The 19,634-nt window shown below is 63.4% G+C and carries 16 protein-coding genes; 3 read left to right on the forward strand and 13 right to left on the reverse strand.

Annotation, left to right across the window (positions count from 1 at the left end; all coding sequences use genetic code 11):
- Nucleotides 1–5 precede the first annotated feature (5 nt).
- Nucleotides 6–848, forward strand: a complete 843-nt coding sequence (locus tag EF834_RS01375) for a GNAT family N-acetyltransferase (protein ID WP_127946029.1) — start codon at nucleotides 6–8, stop codon at nucleotides 846–848.
- Between the two features lie 60 nt (nucleotides 849–908).
- Here the strand turns inward: EF834_RS01375 and EF834_RS01380 are convergent, their stop codons facing one another.
- The 4 genes from EF834_RS01380 to EF834_RS01390 form a co-directional block, all read right to left on the reverse strand.
- Nucleotides 909–1,670: a CPBP family intramembrane glutamic endopeptidase gene (locus tag EF834_RS01380; protein WP_127944905.1), complete on the reverse strand. Its 762-nt coding sequence runs from the start codon at nucleotides 1,668–1,670 to the stop codon at nucleotides 909–911.
- Between the two features lie 1,307 nt (nucleotides 1,671–2,977).
- Entirely contained in the window at nucleotides 2,978–3,280 is a 303-nt protein-coding gene (locus EF834_RS01385; RefSeq protein ID WP_127944908.1) for a hypothetical protein, read from the reverse strand.
- 471 nt (nucleotides 3,281–3,751) lie between these two features.
- Nucleotides 3,752–3,889 (reverse strand): hypothetical protein, encoded by a 138-nt coding sequence (locus tag EF834_RS18115; RefSeq protein ID WP_164874036.1) that lies wholly within the window; start codon nucleotides 3,887–3,889, stop codon nucleotides 3,752–3,754.
- A gap of 337 nt (nucleotides 3,890–4,226) precedes the next feature.
- Complete coding sequence (locus tag EF834_RS01390) at nucleotides 4,227–4,535, reverse strand: hypothetical protein (RefSeq protein ID WP_127944911.1); 309 nt, start codon at nucleotides 4,533–4,535, stop codon at nucleotides 4,227–4,229.
- A 429-nt stretch (nucleotides 4,536–4,964) separates the two neighbouring features.
- Between EF834_RS01390 and EF834_RS01395 the strand changes: the two genes are divergently transcribed.
- Nucleotides 4,965–5,375, forward strand: a complete 411-nt coding sequence (locus tag EF834_RS01395; RefSeq protein ID WP_127944915.1) for a hypothetical protein — start codon at nucleotides 4,965–4,967, stop codon at nucleotides 5,373–5,375.
- 376 nt (nucleotides 5,376–5,751) lie between these two features.
- Nucleotides 5,752–7,449, forward strand: coding sequence for a fumarate hydratase (locus EF834_RS01400; RefSeq protein WP_127944918.1), 1,698 nt, complete (start codon nucleotides 5,752–5,754; stop codon nucleotides 7,447–7,449).
- A gap of 70 nt (nucleotides 7,450–7,519) precedes the next feature.
- Here EF834_RS01400 and EF834_RS01405 read toward each other — a convergent pair whose 3' ends face one another.
- The 9 genes from EF834_RS01405 to EF834_RS01440 all read right to left on the reverse strand — a co-directional run bounded on the left by EF834_RS01405 (nucleotide 7,520) and on the right by EF834_RS01440 (nucleotide 19,390).
- Nucleotides 7,520–8,122, reverse strand: coding sequence for a methyltransferase family protein (locus tag EF834_RS01405; protein WP_127944921.1), 603 nt, complete (start codon nucleotides 8,120–8,122; stop codon nucleotides 7,520–7,522).
- A 101-nt stretch (nucleotides 8,123–8,223) separates the two neighbouring features.
- Entirely contained in the window at nucleotides 8,224–8,793 is a 570-nt protein-coding gene (locus EF834_RS01410; RefSeq protein ID WP_127944924.1) for a mismatch-specific DNA-glycosylase, read from the reverse strand.
- A 419-nt stretch (nucleotides 8,794–9,212) separates the two neighbouring features.
- Complete coding sequence (locus EF834_RS01415; protein ID WP_127944927.1) at nucleotides 9,213–10,409, reverse strand: RtcB family protein; 1,197 nt, start codon at nucleotides 10,407–10,409, stop codon at nucleotides 9,213–9,215.
- 315 nt (nucleotides 10,410–10,724) lie between these two features.
- Nucleotides 10,725–12,002: a PucR family transcriptional regulator gene (locus tag EF834_RS01420; protein ID WP_127944930.1), complete on the reverse strand. Its 1,278-nt coding sequence runs from the start codon at nucleotides 12,000–12,002 to the stop codon at nucleotides 10,725–10,727.
- Nucleotides 11,999–13,420, reverse strand: a complete 1,422-nt coding sequence (locus EF834_RS01425; protein ID WP_127944934.1) for a phytoene desaturase family protein — start codon at nucleotides 13,418–13,420, stop codon at nucleotides 11,999–12,001. Before EF834_RS01425 ends, EF834_RS01420 begins: the two co-directional genes overlap by 4 nt.
- Nucleotides 13,417–15,198 carry a DUF3556 domain-containing protein gene (locus EF834_RS01430; RefSeq protein WP_164874037.1) on the reverse strand — a complete coding sequence of 594 codons (1,782 nt, stop codon included), beginning with the start codon at nucleotides 15,196–15,198 and terminating at the stop codon, nucleotides 13,417–13,419. The genes EF834_RS01425 and EF834_RS01430 overlap by 4 nt, the downstream gene beginning before the upstream one ends.
- A gap of 318 nt (nucleotides 15,199–15,516) precedes the next feature.
- A complete protein-coding gene (locus EF834_RS01435; protein WP_127944941.1) occupies nucleotides 15,517–17,484 on the reverse strand; it encodes a multicopper oxidase family protein in 1,968 nt (655 codons plus the stop codon).
- 127 nt (nucleotides 17,485–17,611) lie between these two features.
- Nucleotides 17,612–17,755: a hypothetical protein gene (locus EF834_RS18120; RefSeq protein WP_164874038.1), complete on the reverse strand. Its 144-nt coding sequence runs from the start codon at nucleotides 17,753–17,755 to the stop codon at nucleotides 17,612–17,614.
- Nucleotides 17,756–17,758: 3 nt separating this feature from the next.
- Nucleotides 17,759–19,390 carry a xylulokinase gene (locus EF834_RS01440; protein WP_127944944.1) on the reverse strand — a complete coding sequence of 544 codons (1,632 nt, stop codon included), beginning with the start codon at nucleotides 19,388–19,390 and terminating at the stop codon, nucleotides 17,759–17,761.
- Nucleotides 19,391–19,634: the final 244 nt, after the last annotated feature.

Below are 19,634 nucleotides of genomic sequence, written 5' to 3' on the forward strand. Positions count from 1 at the left end.
CGGATATGGCCCCGCTCGACCCGTTGGTTTCCGAAGTCCGAGAGTTCAACCGCTTCTACACGCGGGCCGTTGGGCTGGAGCCAGTCGCGCCGGCCGGCGCTCCGTTCAGCCCCACCGAAGCGTCTGTTCTGGACGAGCTCACCAGGTTCGCCGACGCTGGACTTGTCGACAGCGAGGCACCGGTCACCGAACGCCTTGGCCAACGCGTCGTCCTGACGCAGGCTGGTCGGGACTCTCTCGCCAAGCTCGACACCGCGCGGGACCGCGCAGCCGATGCGTTGCTGTCCTCACTAGGACGGACACAGCGCCGGGAGCTCGTCGAGGCAATGGCGCGGATCCGCCGTGCGCTGGGCAAGCAGGCGCGATCTCCGGATTTCGTCCTCCGCGCACCGGATCCTGGCGACTTGGGCTGGGTCATCGAGCGCCACGGTTCCATCTACGCCAGCGAGTACCAGTGGGACGCAACGCTGGAGGTGACCGTAACCAAGATCGTCGCCGACTTCGCCGAACGGCGCGGCAGTCGCGAAGCGGCGTGGATTGCCGAGCTGGACGGCGAACGGATCGGCTGCGTGTTCTGCATCGCGACCGATCAGGTAGCCACTGCTCAGCTGCGCCTACTGTTCGTCGATCCGTCGGCCCGCAATATGGGAGTGGGTACGCGGTTGGTGCAGGAGAGCCTTCGTTTCGCCAAACAATCCGAGTACAACCGAATCATGCTGTGGACCATCGAGGTACTCGAGGCCGCGCGAAGGATCTACGCCAAGTCGGGATTCCAAATCGACCGCCGAGAGCCCGAACACCACTTCGGACAGGACCTCGTCAGCGAATACTGGTCGCGGGCCCTCTGACCTCGCGCAGACCTCGAAGGAGCGCGTCCGTGCTCGAGTCTGTATCTCCGAATACCCCGGTCAGCCGATACTGGCATGCCACACGAGCGCGGCGGCAAGCGCACCGGCGCCGTTGAGCGACCAGTGCAGCGCGATCGGCGCCAGCAGGCTCCCGCTGCGGCGGCGCAGCCACGTGAAGACGAAACCGGCGACTGCTGTCGCGGCGACGGCACCAGCAATGCCGAGCGCCTGCCCGAGCGGTCCTCCACCCAGGATCTCCGTCAATCCACGATTACCCGTCGTCAGCCCCAAGGACGAGGCGATGTGCCACAGCCCGAAGAGCAGGGAGCCGGCCGCGAACACTCCGCGGACACCGGAGACACGGGACAGAGTCCCGTGCAGCACGCCCCGGAAGGCGAGTTCCTCGGGGATCACCGTCTGGAGCGGGATGACGATCATCGACGCGATGAGGGCACCGGAGATGGTGGCGTATCGGTCGGCCATGAAGAACGGGCGCGTGATGGGAAGGGCGATGCCGATCCCGATGACGGCGAGCACGATGCCCATGGATGCCAGGGAGTAGAGCGTCCCCTTGCGCCAGTGCCTTGGGGACAGCCCCAATTCCGACCAGGCGAGTCCTCGACGACGGCTCAACATGACGAGGGTGGCGGCAGCGATCGGGACCGTCGCGATGCTCGCCCAGACGGTCGTGAAGTGCGCGATCAGGTTGGTCGCAACCAGCACAACCACCACAACGGCCACGTCGAGCCAAGCGTGCCACACGCGAATCCGGTGAATACCCGTCGAGGATCCGGCTCCCGCGGTCTGAGTGGCAAGGATCATGCGCTGAGCAGCTCCAGTTCTCTGCGATCCACCCGGCACCGAGAGAACCACTGATCGTAACCTGTCCGTTATTTCCAGCGAGCGTACGCCTGCCCAACGAAGGACGTGCGGTGAGCTTGCCCACACCCACGCCGCGACCTCCGGCTGTTTCCTGGGTGCCGTTGCGACGACCGGCGATGCAGTGCCCGGACAAATTCCAAGCCGCAGCCATTCTCGACATACTCCGTGACCGAAACGCAGACTCTGCACAACAGTTGTGAACGACAGCGGCATCGTCACCGGCACACCGGAACCGACCAACCGTGCGGACTGATCAGCGAACCAAGCGCCGGCCGGTGAAACGGCACGGCCGCCGCGACCCCCACACCGAGGGGGCTGCGACGACCGCGCGGACCCGCCGACAAACGCGGGCATGGCCTTCAGTCAGGCGCTGAACAGTCGTTCACTCAATCCAAACTCCCTCGCCCCAACAGGCGCCTTCGCCGCCTTGAGCACTCAAGCAATACCCCAAGCTAACGCTGAGGAAAGATATGAACGCAGTCCCTGCGGCCAAACCCACTACGGGGGCCACTACAGAGCCCAGAACAGGGTCATACACGAGCGCCTCGAGCGACTGGGTGCCCGGTGGCGGCGGTGTCAGGTCGGACACCGCCTCCATGCCCGGTTCCGACGGTGCGGCGCTCGCCTGGGTGGCGCCGAACCCCCCAGCAACGAGTCCGACAGTCGCGGCCACGACGATCAACGGCTTCCGAATGGATCGGATCACGAAACTCCTCCTGAAATTGGTCAGCAATCGACCCGGTAGAGCCTCCGTGAATTGACGGTCCCCCCGTGCCGAACTCGGGTCAATCGACGACCCGAGGCGCAGACGCTATCAAACGTTCGTTCGTGTCCGCAAAAGGTCTCGCGCGCGTCGCGGCCACACGCTCACCCGCGAGTCGCGTGGCCAATACCACCCGGATACCGAACGCGCACTGGCCGTGAAATCCACTGGTGCTAGGCTGATTCACGCACGACCTAGAGAGGCTTACCGCAACACTCGGCGTTCTGTCTCCGCTCCCCAAGCACGCCTTGCCCTCCTCGACCAGTCATCCGTCGCATGATCCGTGGCACCAAGGATCCCGTATCGTCGCCGTACCGTTTCTCGGCACCACGACGACACCATCACTGTGAGAAAGGAATCGACCACATTCCTGTGAAAACGACACGGTCGTCGCAACCTCCCGCATCGCGAGAGCTTGCGACGACCGCGTGAAGCCGCCGACGCACGCGGGGCTTGGCCTCCGATCAGACGCTGGACCAGCCGTTCACTCGCCGACCTCGTCCATCAGATAGCACTGGGTAATCACGCAGTAGATCATGCTACTGCCCACCAACGCAGAGAACCCAATGAGTAGGGGCGGGACCACTACAGAGCCGAGCGGGCTCAGGGTGGGGTACCCGTCGAGCGCCTCGAGCGAGCCGGTGTCGGCGGCCGGTGTCGGCTCGGACACCGCCTGGATGCTCGCCTCCGGCGGCGCGGCGCTCGCCTGGGTGGCACCGAACCCACCAGCAACGACTCCGACAGTCGCGGCGACGACGATCAACGGCCTCCGAATGGAACGAATCACGAAACTCCTCCTCGAGTTGGGCAGCAATCGACCCGGTAGAGCATCCGTGAATTGACAGCCCCCCGTGCCGAACTCGGGCCTACCAACGACCCGAGGCGCAGAAGCTATCAAACATTCATTCGCGCCCACAAGCGGTCTCGAGCGTGTCTCAGCTACGCCCTCGCCTCTGAGGCATGTGGCCGATACCACCCGAACACCGAATGCGCACCCTGGACCTGAAATCCATTGACACCAGCAGGAGTCACCCACGAAGAGAGGGATGTGTCGTAACACCCGACGGCACCGCAAGGTTGACTGAGACTCGAATAGCGCCCGCCGCCGCCTCGGTTCTCGACACCACGACGACACCGCCACTGTCAGAACGGAACCGAGCACGGTCCCGCGAAAACGACACGGTCGCCGCAACCTCCAAGCCGAGAGCGTTGCGACGACCGTGTAGACCTGCCCAATAGTGCGGGGCTTGGCCTTCGATCAGAGGCCGAGGCCGAGCTCGGCGCTGAGGGCGAACGGGAGAACGCCGGCGGTTGATCCGATCATGAAGATCGGGGCAACTACCAAGGCAAGTACCGAGCTGACGAGACGTGCCGACAGCGTTCCGAGTGGGTCCATGACAAAATCCTCCTGAAGTTGGCCAGCAATCGACTCGGTGAGCCTCCGTGAATTGACAGCCCCCCGTGCCGAACTCGGGTCTATCGACACCCCGAGGCACATGAAGTTAACAACGTTCACTAGGGCACGCAAGTATCGAAACTGCTTCGCTACCAAGATGATTCATACACGATAGGTGGGGTGCGCCCACAACGCTCGGCGACGTCGAGCGGTTGACAGAGACTCGAACAACACTGCGCGCGCGAACAGGACGCCCCCTAGGCGTCGCCACCCGAATGATCATCCCGGATAGGGTCACTCTGCGATGACCTGCCGCCGACTCACCGGGTGGGAATCATCACCCCTCGAACGTCGGCATGCAGTTATTGGGATCGAGGAAGAAGCAGTACCCGAACATGCTGCCCATGACACTGCCCGTACCAGCGATCATGAACGGTGCCGCAACAATGGTTGCGAGCGAGCCGAGCACAGAGTTGCCGTCGAGCGAGCCGTTGTCGGCGGCCGCTGCCGCCACTGTCACGTCGGATACCGCCTGGATGCCGGCGTCCGACGGCATGGCGCTCGCCTGGGTGGCACCGAACCCACCAGCAACGACTCCGACAGTCGTGGCGGCGACGATCAACGGCTTCCGAATGGAACGAATCACGAAAACTCCTCCTGAAGTTGGGCAGCAGTCGACCCGGTAGAGCCTCCGTGAATTAGCAGCCCCCCGTGCCGAACTCGGGTCTATCGACACCCCGAGACCCAGAAGCTAGCAACGTTCACTTGGGTACGCAAGCGGCCTCGGGTGTCTCGCGGCGACGCCCTCTCCCCCGAGCCGTGTGTGGTACCACCCGAACACCGGATGCGCACCCGCCCCTGGAAATCCGTTGACAATAAGTGGATCTGCACGCGACTGAGGAAACGGCGTGAGTCATCGTCCGGCGACGTCGACCGGGTCGCGCAGATCTGGGAGCGGCGTGGAATCCACGTCCTGAAGGGCCAGAAAAGCGACACGGACACCCAACTCGAGTAACACCGGCTACCCCATACACGACAAACAGACCAACTACTACGTGCTTGGGGGGACGATCGGATGAAGCGATTGGGCTTCGTTGTCGCTGGTGTACTGCTGGCCGTTGGGATGGGCACTATTTCCGCGCCTACAGCGACCGCGGAGGAGCTCGGTTTCGGGATGTCGACGTACGAGCCTTGCAGTGACAGGTTCCGGCTCCCATGGGAGCCCGTGCCGCAGTGGGCGCCGCCAGCGCCGTGGGATCCAGCGCTGTACAAGCCGAATGTCGTGCTCAGTCCCTTCGGCACGGCCGACATCTACTGTGCCGCGTGGAAGGGTTTCAGCTCCGCTTATCAGGTTGACCCGTGGGGTAACAGGCACACCCTCGACAACCAGCTGGGCCAGATGGGGAGCGCCGCCAGTGTGAGCAATGTGCCCTTCCTGACCTGGGCGACGCTGCCGTTCTACGTGTGGGATCCGGAAACGTTCTGACCAGGCTGTTTCAGCGAGTTGCGCTCGAACTGAGCGAACGCCGCCATGACCGTGAGCGCGGGTTCCGAGCCGGCGTCCACCGGTGATCGATCTGACGTATTCGCACGTACCAGTTGTTGGTTCCGACGACTCATCGGCCTCAGGAACGAACCGTCACTATGACGCTCCGGCGAACAGGGGTGCCCGGAGCCGCAACACGCCCGGTCTATAACGTGAGTGGGCGCAAAGACTCGTAGGTTGCGTGCGACGGCATTTGCCGTGGCTGCAGCGGCCGGAGTTGCGCACCCGCCGACGGATCCGCACTCGGGGTAAACGACCTGGCAGCGCAGCGATTCGACGACCCATGGGCGCCGCCCAACCGCACTAGGGAGAGATGATGGCCGAATTCCTCTATGAGGACCTGCTGCCGATCGGTGAAGACCCCACCGAGTACCGACTACTCACCACGGAGGGGGTGTCCACCGTCGAAGGGCCCGACGGACGCACCTTCCTGAAGGTCGAGCCCGAGGCCATGCGCCTGCTCACTGAGACGGCACTCCACGACATCTCCCACTACCTGCGTACCGACCATCTCGAGCAGGTCGCGAGCATCCTCGACGATCCCGAGGCCTCCGACAACGACAAGTTCGTCGCGCTGGACCTGCTGAAGAACGCGAACATCGCCGCCGCAGGCGTGCTGCCGATGTGCCAGGACACCGGCACCGCGATCGTGATGGGCAAGCGCGGGCAGCAGGTGCTCACCCCCGGCGACGACGAGGAATCGATCGCACGCGGCGTGTACGACGCGTACACCAGGCTGAACCTGCGCTACTCACAGAATGCTCCCCTCACCATGTGGGAGGAGAAGAACACCGGCAACAACCTGCCTGCGCAGATCGAGCTCTACGCGGACACCGCGAAGGGCCACGAGAACTCTTACAAGTTCCTTTTCATGGCCAAGGGCGGCGGATCGGCCAACAAGTCGTACCTGTACCAGGAGACCAAGGCCATCCTGAACCCGGACTCGATGATGCAGTTCCTCGAGGCCAAGATCCGCTCGCTCGGTACGGCGGCCTGCCCGCCGTACCACCTGGCGATCGTCGTCGGCGGCACGTCCGCCGAGTTTGCTCTCAAGACCGCGAAGTACGCGTCGGCGCACTACTTGGACGAGCTGCCCACCGAGGGCGCGATCACCGGCCGGGGCTTCCGCGACCTCGAGCTCGAGAAGCAGGTCTTCGAACTCACCCAGAAGATCGGCATCGGTGCGCAGTTCGGCGGCAAGTACTTCTGCCACGACGTGCGAGTCATCCGTCTCCCCCGCCACGGTGCGTCGCTGCCTGTCGCGATCGCCGTCTCGTGCTCCGCGGACCGCCAGGCCAAGGCGAAGATCACCCCCGAGGGCGTCTTCCTCGAGCAGCTCGAGTTCAATCCCGGTCGGTTCCTGCCGGAGATCACCGACAGCCAACTCGACGCGGAGACCGACGGCGTCTCGGGCACCGGCAAGGGCGCCGCCGTCAAGGTCGACCTCACCAAACCGATGCCGGAGATCCTCGCCGAGCTGTCCAAGCACCCGGTCAAGACCCGCCTGTCACTGACCGGACCGCTGGTCGTCGCCCGCGACATCGCGCACGCGAAGATCAAGGAGCGCCTCGACGCCGGCGAGGACATGCCGGAATACCTCAAGAACCATCCGGTCTACTACGCCGGCCCGGCCAAGACTCCGGACGGGATGGCGTCGGGCTCGTTCGGCCCGACCACGGCCGGACGCATGGATTCCTACGTCGAACAGTTCCAGGCCGCGGGCGGGTCGATGATCATGCTGGCCAAGGGAAACCGCTCCAAGCAGGTCACCGACGCATGCTCCACGTACGGCGGCTTCTACCTCGGTTCCATCGGCGGCCCCGCCGCTCGTCTGGCCCTGGACTGCATCAAGAAGGTCGAGGTCATCGAGTACCCCGAACTCGGCATGGAGGCAGTCTGGAAGATCGAGGTGGAGGACTTCCCCGCGTTCATCGTCGTCGACGACAAGGGCAACGACTTCTTCGCCCACACCGGTGAGGTCACGTTGACAGTCGGCAAACGCCCCGGCCTGTGAACTGACGCGAATCCCACCCGAAACCTGTAGGCCCGGTGGAGTATTCACTCTGCCGGGCCTTCGGTTTGGTTCACAGCACGAACGGAACGAGCCGCTTCGTCCGGCGCATGTACTGGCGATACGGCTCGCCCAATCCCTCCATGAGCACTCGCTCCTCGTACGAGATGCGGACGACGTACGCGGCTGCGAGCGCGAGCACCGTCAGCGGCGAAAGCCAATTCGTATATGCGACTGTAAATCCAAACGCACACACCAATGCGCCCGTGTACGACGGGTGCCGAATTCGGCGGTACAGACCGGTATCGACGACCCGCTGCCCCGGCACCGTCTGTACCCAGAACGTGAACGACGCCCCCAGTTCGTGGACCGCTCGGAGCCGCAACGCCTGTCCCACAAGAGCCACGGTCAGACCAGCCCAGAAGTACCACCAGGCGTCGTCGCTGATCACGGTCTTCGAGGACAGGACACTCACAGCCGCACCGCCCAGATACGCGGTCGCGAGCCCTAGCCCGACGACGACGCCCGTCCGCAAGTCTCGAGCCGAGCCGGAACTCGGGTGAGTTCGCCCGATCCTGAACTCGAAGAACAGCACTGCCAGGAACGCGACCACGAGCATCGCCGCCGCAAGCGAGTCGGTCACGAACAAGGGCTTTGCCGCTCCGTCGTCAGCCACCCGTCATCACCTCGACGCTGCGCGCTTGAGCTGGTGCCTCCATGTTCGGAGTGTGTCCCAGCGACGACGCTCACACGGCATGAATGGGCTATGTCGTGTCGTCAGGCCGGCACCACGCCAGCCTCGACCGCCGCCGCGCGGTACGCCTCGGCGAGCGAGTCGACGGTGTCGTGGGCGTTGAGGCCGCTGGGGTTGGGCACCACCCACAGTTCCGCACCCTCGAAGTCCTCGGACTGGCGTCCCTTCGAGGCCTTTCGCGCTCCGAACGCTGCCCGATAGGCAGTGATCCCTGCGACCGCGACCACACGGGGGCGCAGCTCCGCGACCAGAACGCGCAGTCTCGCGCCACCCGCGCGGAGCTCGGCGGGGGTCAGCTCGTCGGCCCGAGCTGTCGCGCGCGGGACGAGATTGGTGATACCGACGCCGCGGGACACCAGCAGACCCCGGTCCGCAGCCGACATTCCCGCGGTGGGATCGATCGGGCGGTCAATGATCCCGGCACGCTGCAGCGCCGGATAGAAGCGGTTCCCGGGACGGGCGAAGTGCGCACCGGTCGCGGCCGTCCACAGTCCGGGGTTGACGCCGACGAACAACAGACGGCAGTCCGGACCGATCAGGTCCGGAACCTCCGCGTCCCGGAACGACTCGAGTTCGGCACGGCTGAATCCCATGTGACCAGCGAACCGCACGGTCGCGTACCGATCAAACCGTCGGTGTTCGTACAGGAGGCCGAGCTATCTCCCCTCCGGCACGCGGACGCGAGCCGTCCCCGACCATTTGGATGGATGTCCAGATTCCACCTCCAAGTCCCTTCTGTCGCCCCACACTGTGCGCTATATTTCGATCGCATAACGCACCGGACGGCACCGCCCGTGAAAGGTCACGATGAACACCAACCTCAACCTGAATCTCGACTCGCTATCCCCCTTGCTGCTCGCCGTGCTGTTCGGACCCAGGGTTATCGACACTTTCCTGGACTTCGGCAGCACCTTCGAGTTCAGCTGAGCACCAAGGCTCTGTCACGACAGAACACCCCGGGACCGGTCCCGGGGTGTTCTGGTCATTCTGTGGCCCTATGGTGCTGTGGCCCCTAAGTGCCCTTGACGTTGAGAATCTGTCGCAATTCGTGACGGACCTCCACGAGATCCCGGGCGTCGTCCATCACGACGTCGATGTCCTTGTAGGCGTCCGGAATCTCGTCGACCCACTCGGCTCCGTGGCGGTATTCGATCCCCCGCATCCGCTGGGCCAGGTCCGCGACCGTGAACCGCCGTCGTGCCTCCGTGCGGGAGAATCGGCGTCCGGCCCCGTGCGGAGCCGAGCACAGTCCCGACTTGCTGCCCTTGCCGACCACGACGTACGAGCGCGTCCCCATGGAGCCCGGGATCACCGCGGCGACACCCTCGTGAGCGTCGACGGCGCCCTTGCGGGTGAGCCAGACCGTCTCTCCGTAGTGCTCCTCCTGCTCGGTGTAGTTGTGGTGGCAGTTGATCCGCTCCGTTTCCCGAACCGGGTCGCCGATCCACTCCCCGAACACCGCAGCGAAGCGGTCCATCATCTCGGCCCGATTGAGGTAGGCGAAGCGCTGCGCCCACCGCAACTCGCGGATGTAGTCCCCGAACTCAGGCGTGTCCTCCGCGAGGTACGCGAGATCTCGGTTGGGCAACTCGATATGCCACCTGCGGCACCGATCCTGTGCGATCTTGATGTGCTTCTGGGCGATCTTGTTCCCCACTCCCCGGCTGCCGGAATGGAGGAACAACCACACGCGGTCCTGCTCGTCGAGGCACAACTCGATGAAGTGGTTCCCACCGCCGAGAGAGCCCAACTGCTGGCGCCAGCGCGGGGAATGGGACAGGTCGACCCCGTCCTTCTCCGCCCGCTCCTCCAACTCGGCGATCTTCTTTTCCGCGAACCACTTTCCGAGGGAGGTGGCAAGATTGTAGTTGCCGGGAGACAAAGGGATCGAGGCCTCGATCGTGGTACGCAGCGCGTGTAGTGCTCGGCCGCCGCTCCGAACACGCTCGACGTCACCGACATCGAACTGGGTTCGGGCAGCGATCATTCCGCATCCGATGTCGACCCCGACAGCGGCCGGGATCACCGCGCCGCGGGTGGGGATCACCGTTCCCACCGCCGCGCCCTTCCCCAGGTGCGCGTCCGGCATCAGCGCCACGTGAGGGTAGACGAACGACATGGAAGCGGTCTCACATGCCTGCGCCAGGGTGCCGCCCTCGATCTGGCTCGCCCAGCTCAACAGCTTCCGGCCGGTCCTGGTGGGTGTCACTGTTCCTCTCCGATCGATGTTCTTACCTCAGTTCTACAACCGCGGGATGCAGGCATCGAGGTTGTCGCGAACTCCCGACAACCTTCGGCTCCAGGGACACCGCTCCGCGGTACCGCCCCTCGCACGTAGGTTCCTTCTTGCCGGGCGCGTGTAGCGAACGCGAAGGTCATACACATATAGATCCCACCGCGCCGCCTGCTTGTTCGGACTCCCCAACCTTGCCCGCAGTCAAGGCGACCGTACGCCCGGTTGCGGCGTCGAACAACGTGTTTTCCTGGTCGGTCAGCCCGACCGGAACAGGAGAGTGGCCGACGTCTATTCGGGATTGGCAAGTGCGGGTGCGTCGAGGACACTGCGCCCGTACCAGCGGCAGATCTCGAGCGCCGAGATCAGGCGGTAGTGATCGGTCCGGTCGATCAGGTGTCCGAACTCCTCGACTATCTGGTGAATGCGATATCGAACCGTGTTGCGGTGCAAAGACATCAACTCTGCAGTGGCAGCCAGGCTTCGGTGGCAGCGCAGGTAGATCCGCAGGGTCTCGCGAAGCTCCTCCGAGCGCGCCGTGTCGACCGCGAGCGCCCCGAGCACCTCGGTGACGAATGCCTGCACCTCGCCGAGATCGTCCGCGAGCATCGCGATCGGCGCAATATCGTTGTAGGTGAGCACTTTCGGTGGTTTCGGCATTGCCGATCCGGCCAGCGACCGCAGCCGGCTTGCTTGCCGATAGGTCTTCTGGAAGCCCTGCGTCCCCGGGACCGCCCGGCCCACCACCACTTGCATCGACAGGTCCGACGCGTCAACTGTCGACCTGAGCATTTCGACGAACCCGGCGGGCACCTGATCGAACGAAATCCACACGCACAGACAGGATTCACCGGTCGGAATCGAGATCGTCGAGCTTTGCGGTGATATCGATTCGATGAGCTGGCGTGCCTGCTCGAGCGAGTCGGACTCACCGGGACCGGGAGGGGGAACCCAGATGTCGATCGCCATGTGAGTGCCGGACAGGTCGTATCCGAGAGCCTTCTGCGCCTCGGCTGTGTCCTCCGCGGTACCGTCGAGCAGACGCCTCACCAGATGTTGGGTCAGCCCGCTCCGGCTCGAGACCCAGCGTTCACGTTCGGCTTCGTATGCGCGCGCCACTTCCTCGCAGATGTGGTCGATGAACGCTGCCAGCTTGCCGACGACGATCCGCAAGGCGGTGAGGTCGTCGATGTCTTCCGTCTCGCTGGCCGAGTCGAGACACAACGCCGTGAACCTGGCCTGGCCAATCCTGTAGGCGCGTAGGAGCGCGGCCAAGGAAACGTCCTTGCGGGCCAGTTCCTTCGCGAAAGCGAGCGCTCCGGGGGGCGCCGGCTCAACCGAGGGATCCCCGCCGTCTTGCAGGGACGAGATGAAGACAACCGTATTCTCCGCGATACTGGCAAACAGGAGGGTGCGCTGGTCATGGTCGCGCACCAGCTCCGGAACGCCTCTCGCGGTCGCATCGAAAAGGTAGGCGATGAACTCCTCGCGGTGAGGCAAAATGGACGCGGCTATGCGTGCGGCCGCCGCCTCGTCTCCCGGCTCCCAATCAACGAAGATCGAAGTCATCGATCTCTTGCGATCCTGTCGAGTGCGGACAGGGCGGCGTTGTGGCCGCACATTCCGTGCACGCCGGCGCCCGGCGGCGTCGATGCCGAGCACATGAACACGCCAGGGATTCCGACGTAGTACGGATTGGTGGTGATGCGCGGACGCGTCGCCACCTGGGCTAGCGTGTTCGCCCCGCCGATGATGTCGCCACCGACGAGGTTCGAGTTGTGTCGCTGGAGATCGCCGGGACTGCGGGTATGGAGACCGACGATGCGATCACGCGTGCCCGGTGCGAATCGTTCGAGTTGCGCGATGACCGCCTCCGTTGCATCGCCGGTGTAGCCGTGCGGTACGTGCGCATATGCGTAGACCGGGTGAACGTCACCGACAGAGCGCTGCCGATCGGCAAGGTACTGCTGCGCGACGAGAACGAACGGACGTTCCGGCATGTGACCGTTGTTGATCGAGCTTTCAGCGGCGGCAACCTCGGCGGCGGATCCGCACACGTGAACGGTGCCGGCGCGACCGCTGAACTCGTCCCGCCACGGGACTCCGCCCTCGATCGCCAAATCCACCTTGAAGGCGGCCGGACCCCGACGAAACCGCCGGTAGGCGCGCTGCACCGACGTTGGAAGCTCGTCACCGGCCAGATCGGCGACCGCTCCCGGTTCGAGATCGAGCATCACGACGTCGGCGGAGCGAACCTCGTGCAGAGACCGCACCCGGTTACCCGTCTCGATTCGGCCGCCCAGATCGGTGAGCACCTTCGCCAGGGCCTCGGCCAAGCGTATGGAACCGCCCCTGACGACCGGCCAGCCGTAGCGGTGACTGATCGCCGTGAACATGAGCGCGAATGCAGAGGTCGCCGGTCGGCTGAGTGGGCGCCACCCGTGGGCGGCATTGCCTGCGAACAAGGCGGCTGCTTCCTCGGTCCGCCATATGCGTCCCAGCACATCTGCGGGAAGCAGAGCGGCCGACCCGAACCGTGCCAGACGCACGGGATGCCGCGGCAGGTGCAGCAGCGGTTGCAGGACCTCACCTGCAAGGTCGTCGAACCCCCTGGCCAGGGGGCCGAACAGCCTGCGCCAACGCCCCGCGTCCGGGCCCAGGTGCCCGGTGGTCGCGTCCAGCGACGCCAGCATCGCGCCGGCGCGACCACCGTCGAGGGGATGGGCGAGATCCACCTCCGGCCAACCCCACTCCACCCCGTGCGCGGGAAGGTTGAGGCTACGGAAGAACGGAGACGCGAGCCCGATGGGATGCACCGCGGCACCATCGTCGTGCAACAGCCCGGGGAGGATGCGCTCGGTGGACCTTGTCCCGCCGCCGATAGTCTCCGCGGCTTCGAGCACTGTCACCTCGATGCCCCGCTGGGCGAGCGTGATGGCCGCGGCGAGACCGTTCGGACCCGCCCCGACCACTACCGCCGTCGTCATTGTTTCGACGATTCCTTCTGGACAGTTGCCGACCAACCGGAGGAGTTTTCCTCGGTCCGTGTCGAGGTTACGGGAACCGGACCCGACTCGAGCCAGGGCTGCGGCGTGATGATGTCGGACAGTTCGACATAGCCTCGTTCGATCTCGCCGAGAGCGAGGTCGTACACGCGGTATTGCTGCCGCGCGACATGGATCGGCTGGGACTCGACGTAGGCGACGATGACTTCACCCGGGGCGAACCCGCACCGCTCCTGGATGGCCTTCATGAACTGCTGGTTGTGTACGTGCCCGTCACCGAACTGCCAACCGAGGAGCGCACCGGCGACGAGTTCGCCCTCGCGGATGTCGTAGTTCTCGTACGAATCGACGTTTCGCCCAATCAGCGTGCTGAGGGCGCGGCCCTGGCTGTGCAACGAACGCCACGCAACGGTCTTCTGCAGGAGGATCTCCCCGACCTCCCGGCCGTACAGCGGAGTGAGCTGCTCGATCTGGGTGGGGGCAGCCTTGACGATGTGAGTGTTCAGGCGAGATTCAGTGCCCTTGCGGAACGCCCATTGAGTCGTTGCCCAGTTGCCTGCGTAGTACCGCATCGAAGGAAGGAACGAGATCTTGTCCGGTCGAAGGTTGCCGAGGATCGGGAAGAAGAACAACCCACCGACGAGCAGTGCGAGCAGAAGCGGAGAAACGGCGGTGACGCCGAACTCGGGTGGCATATGAAGGCCGAACAGCCAAATCGCGCTGAGGCAGTAGAAGACGTTCCACTCCAGGGGAACCGCCAGCGGGAACATCGAGGCGATCACTAGATGGAAGAACACGATTCCCGCGATCGTGACGAGAGTCAGCGTCCGGTTCGTCGAGAACAGCAGGATCAGCGGAACCGCGAATTCGATGACGGTGCCCTGATGCGCCACCACCGCGGCAAGCTTCGAGGGCCGGAGGTCGTCGGGGAAGTTCCGGTACAGCTTGCGCTTCATCCGAGGAGACCGGAGCCACGGGGCGTTGCTGAGCATCGCCGTAACCACAAAGCTGAAGTGCCGGCCGAGCTTGGAGAACGCTGCCCAAAACCACACGGTGCACACGATGAGCTTGAGCGCAACGATCATGTCGACGTAGGGCAGAACGGCAAAGAATATCGCGGCCACCCAGTACTGCTCGCTCCGCGCAATGAGAAAGACGATCTTGTCACGGAGGCCAATGACCACGAGCATCACGATCAACGGCCACAGCAGCCGAGGATCGAGGAGCCCGACGCTGTCGGCCGGCTGGCCCTCCTTGGCGACCCCGTCCGAAAGTAGGAGGATCACCAGGTTGGCGACGATGCCGACATACAGCGCGACATCGAACCAAGTCCGGGCCGTTCCCCGGGTGAACGGGATCTTTCCGGGCCAGGGCGGCATCCGAAGGGTGTTCGGACGCGCGAAATGCAGGAAGCCGCCGATCGGTGGCGTGAACCGGAAGGCGAGCGGACCGGACGACGCGCCGAGACCGAGAACCTCGAACAGCATCGTCCACAGCAGCATCTTCTGGTAGAAGATCGGCTCTGTCCAGAAAGACGCGACATCCCAGAATCCACCGAATCCAGCGGTGAAGCTGGCGAACACGACACCGAGGAAGAGGTACAGCGCGATCTTCACCACGTAGAGCAGGGGGATCGCCCAAGGTGTGCCGAAGCCGTACTCAGCCCAGTGCTGCGACAGGATCTTCATCCGCTCGAGGTGTGGCTTCTTCTCGAAGGTCTCGAGATCGACGTCCGGCAGTTCCGGTTTTGTGAAACTCATAGCAATCCTTGACTGAGGTGGAATCCGGCTGTTGAACCGAACTGGGTTTCGTCTGTGCCGGATTCCGAACGGAGACAGGCCCGTTCGCGCCGACCGAGGCTTCCGACTCGCAGACATCGATACCCGAGCCGGGGTGGGGATCCTCGATCCGAGCTGCGGAGGAGCTTCGTGAGAACCATATGGACCAGGTGTGACCCACGCCATATGCCGCTAGATCAGAGTTCTCGACCCGCCCTGTGCCGAGAGCACAAACGAACTGGTGCACAGCCGCCCGTCGGGCGGCGGATCCCCTCCCCGACGGGCGGCGAGTCGTCAGAATTACGAATTCGGTGTCACCTGGAATTTCCGCATCATGTCGTAGTCCTCATGAGTGACGATGTGGCAATGCCAGACGTAGCCACCCGGCCTGTCGAAATGAGCGACGAGACGGGTGAGCTGACCGGGAAGCGACAGCACGGTGTCCTTTCTCCCCTGCTCGTTGGGCTGAGGAGCAATCGGATCGCCCTTCAAACCGTGCAAATCGAGGGTAGCCCCTTGGAAGGTGCGTTCTGGATCATTCATGAATTGCTGATTTCGGAAGACGAGGTCACCATCGAATTCCTGCCGGTCCACGACCTGGAACTGCACCTGATGAATATGGATCGGGTGGCCCGCCGCAGTGGTGTTGTAGATCTCCCAAATCTCCGTGGACCCCTCCGGTATGACCTCGGTAACTTCGTCCATATAGAACAACGAGCCCGACTCCATGGTCCCCATCAACACCAAAGTCCTACCGATATCGTCACGCAGGTTGAACAACACAAGCTGCCTGACCGTTCGAGGATCGTCTCTGAGAAGGAGCTCGAGTGGTGCACGCAGCGCGATCGATGGATCGAAGTTCTCGGCCTGCAGCCTGCTGGGCCGTGTCGCCACCCCACCGATATCAAAGCGCATGACCAAACCCGCCGACTCGGGATCGGCGACGGGCACGAGGCCGCCCGAACCGTCGATGAGGGCCAGGTCGCCGCCCCGGTTGTAAACCAGCCTGGTCGAGCCGGCGGGGTCGGCCGGATCGACGAAACCGCGAAACTGCGATTCTGGACCGAGATTCTTCAGGACTATCTGCTCGCCCGCGTGATCGGTGAAGTCGACGACAATGTCCATCCGCTCGGCCGGAGCCACCACCAGTTGTTTGAGGCGAACCGGGCGGTTCAAGAAACCACCATCGGACCCAATCTGAAAGAAGTCCATGCCGTTGTCGAACTCGAGAACGAAACTGCGAGCACTGGTCCCGTTGAGCAGTCGCAGGCGGTACCTGTTCGGCTCCAGATCCACCTTCGGCCAAGCCATACCGTTCACGAGAATGTAGGTTCCAAAGAATTCATCAAGTACCGTCGGATCCGGCCAGTTGTCCGCGATGTCCTTCTTGATGATGGGATTGATGGGCTGACCGTGCCGACCCGGGTAGTACAGACTTCCCGCATCGTCGAACAGCGCATCGTGTAAGGCGATCTCGAGCATGTGATCGTCGTCAGGAATGATAGCTCCGTCGATCAGGCGGTCTTCATTCCTATCCCTGATCAGATACATCCCGAACAGCCCTGCATACACATTGAGCCGCGTCATTCCGACGACATGATCGTGATACCACAAACCCGCCGCCTCCTGCGAATTGTCATAGGAATAGACGCGCTTATCCCAGTCGTGGCCGGTTGATCGATACTGTTGCGTGTACCAAGCATCCGGGTTTCCGTCGCTTTCGGCTTCGGTGTGCCCTCCGTGCAAGTGGATAACGACCGGTTTCTGCCCGATGAATTGCGGTGTGGACTCGCCGAGGTCTGGTATGTGGAGCGTCAGATCTATCGGAAGAATGTAAGGAGCATCGTTCGGCAATTGATTTTGCCATTCGACCTGAACAATGTCATCGGACCTGGCGATAATGGTCGGACCCGGTGCGGTGACCACACCCTGGTACTCAAAGCCGTAATAGGTGGTCAGCATCTCGCCACCATCGGAATCCCGCAGCCCACTCCACTGCACCGTCTCCCGTATAGGCATCGCGAGAGCCGCACCCATATCCAGATAGATCCTGGACGGTAATGGCAACGCGTTTACAAACTTCTCCTGAGTGGCAGGATCCAGTAGCCTTACTACGTTTGCGCTCTCGCTGTCATCATTGGTTTCGGAGGTGAAGTCGCACGCCGAAGCGCTGAGTCCGATGAGGGCCCCGGTAGCGACTGATCCCGTCAAGAATGTTCGTCGCGCTATAACCGGATTCATGGATTCAGGGTTCGGCCTGTTCGTCATGAACTCTCCAACCACAACGACGGGCAAGGATCATTTCTGACTCCGCACGCAGGCACGCGCACTCCGTGGTCGAGGGTAACACCGTCCGGCTGGATCGCCCGGACGTTCGGGACGCCGGCGGCGACTCCTAAGTCAGGTGGGAAAAACCCACGAACGAGTAGCCGAAGGGGTGGACCCACACGAACGGACTGGTGTAGACGTAGTCGGCCAAGGGTGTCGGGACCGCCGACCATCGGTCGTCACTGCCGGTGAACCCGCGAGAATAGTTCACCGTTCAATCCAATGGCTGCGAAACCTCCGAGCCCGATATCTTTGCGAATGCACTTCTCAGTTGCAGCGAGAGATCCGTATACACCCTGTACCGTGTCGAGTATATAGCGGCACTCGATTCTCGTGGCCGGTACGAACGCGCTACGGGAAAATGATCCGGCGGCGCATACGTCTCGTACCAACCAAGTTCGCGGCCGGCGATGATGGCCGCGCCGCGGACCGCGGCATTCTCTGGCTCCGCCACTACCTGGATGTCATGACCCATGACGTCCGCCAATATTTGCATCCAGAGAGTTGACTTGGCACCACCGCCGACTACGTACAACTTCTCTGCGTTTGCACCCAAGAGTTCGAATAGCGAACGGTAGGCGAAACAAACGCCTTCCATCGCAGCACGGATCATATCCGCGCGTGTCGTTTGGTTCGAGAGGCCGATGTAGCACGCGCGGGCGTTGGGATCCCGAAAGGGGGAACGTTCACCAGCGAGATAGGGCAGATAGATCACGCCGTTGCTGCCGGCCGGAGCCATCGCTGCGGTCGCGTTGAGCCCGGCATAGTCTTCGCTGTGCGCTACCTCCGCCCCCACCCAATCCAGGTTGCCGCCCGCGGTGAGCATGGGCGCAACCCGGATGACGCGTTGCAGGTCTGGATGACGCAGGGTGAAGACGCCGCTTTCCGCACTTGCCTTAGAAGATTCAGCTGCGTCCGGCGGGGTGGATGCGATCCAGCCACTGGTGCCGAGGTAGCAGTAGAAGCGGTGAGGTTCCCCCGCGCCGACACCCACGGTCGTCGCTGCAAGATCACCCGCACCGGCAAAGACCGGCAGATCGGGAGGCAGCATGAGAGTCCGCGCCGCGGCAGCCGTGAGTGTCCCGATGCACTCGCTGGCCGGCGTCAGTTTCGGGAGCCGCTGCGTGTCCAATCCCAGCCTCTCCAGGAGGTCCGTCGCCCACGCATTTCCGTCCAAATCGAGGAGGCCGGTAGTACTGGCCGTCGTATGATCGCAGCTGGTATTACCGCACAGCCGCCATGCGATATAGCTGTGTGCACCGAAGAGTATTGTCCGGGACGCGGCCAATCGATCTGGCTCGTGTTTTTCCAACCAACGCCACTTGGCCAACAAGCTCGACGCGTCCTGCGTATTTCCAGTGATGCTTGTCAGTCTGTCTGCGCCAATCTGTGCGGAAATTTCCTCGGCTTCCGAACGCGCGCGTGTATCTGAGTACAGAATGGCGTGCCCAATTGTGTCATCAGCACCGACGAGAATCAGATCCTGCATCTGCCCACTCAGGGTGATTCCCGCCAGGTCAGCTGCGGTAGCCCGGTCCGCCGTCGCTCCAATCTGACCGAGGGCGTCCTGCGCAGCCCGCCACCACGCCTGTGGCTCCTGCTCCATGCAGTAGTCAGCCGGGCTGTACGTTTCGTAGCCGGAGTACCCGCTCGCCAGCAACCGACCATCTTGCGCCACGAGCGCCGCCTTGGCGCCACCCGTACCGATGTCCAGCGAGATCAGTTTCTGCACGAGTACCAGCCTATTCCGGCTCAACTCGGTTCCGAGTGCGTCGACCTGCTCATGAAGCTGGCCGGAGCGGACCAGGAGAAACAGCAGGACCCGCGATCGGGCGACGTCGATCATGTGGCGGGAGTGGACGGGGAGCCAGAACCAGCGCCCTGAGCTGGGGATCTATGCGTCGAACATTCGAGGTGTAGTGCGCTTCTACTGCGGTCGCGTTCGACGCCGATGGCGTGGCTTCCCCGTAGGTGGCGGCCTCCGATGTTAATTTCCTTCAAGTCGGGGCGGAGATACCCGCGCTCTTTCGAGGTACCACCGGTGCACCACCACCCGCACGAGGGCTTGCATACGGAGAACAAGCGAAAGG

Source organism: Rhodococcus spongiicola (assembly GCF_004011835.1).
GTDB lineage: Bacteria > Actinomycetota > Actinomycetes > Mycobacteriales > Mycobacteriaceae > Prescottella > Prescottella spongiicola.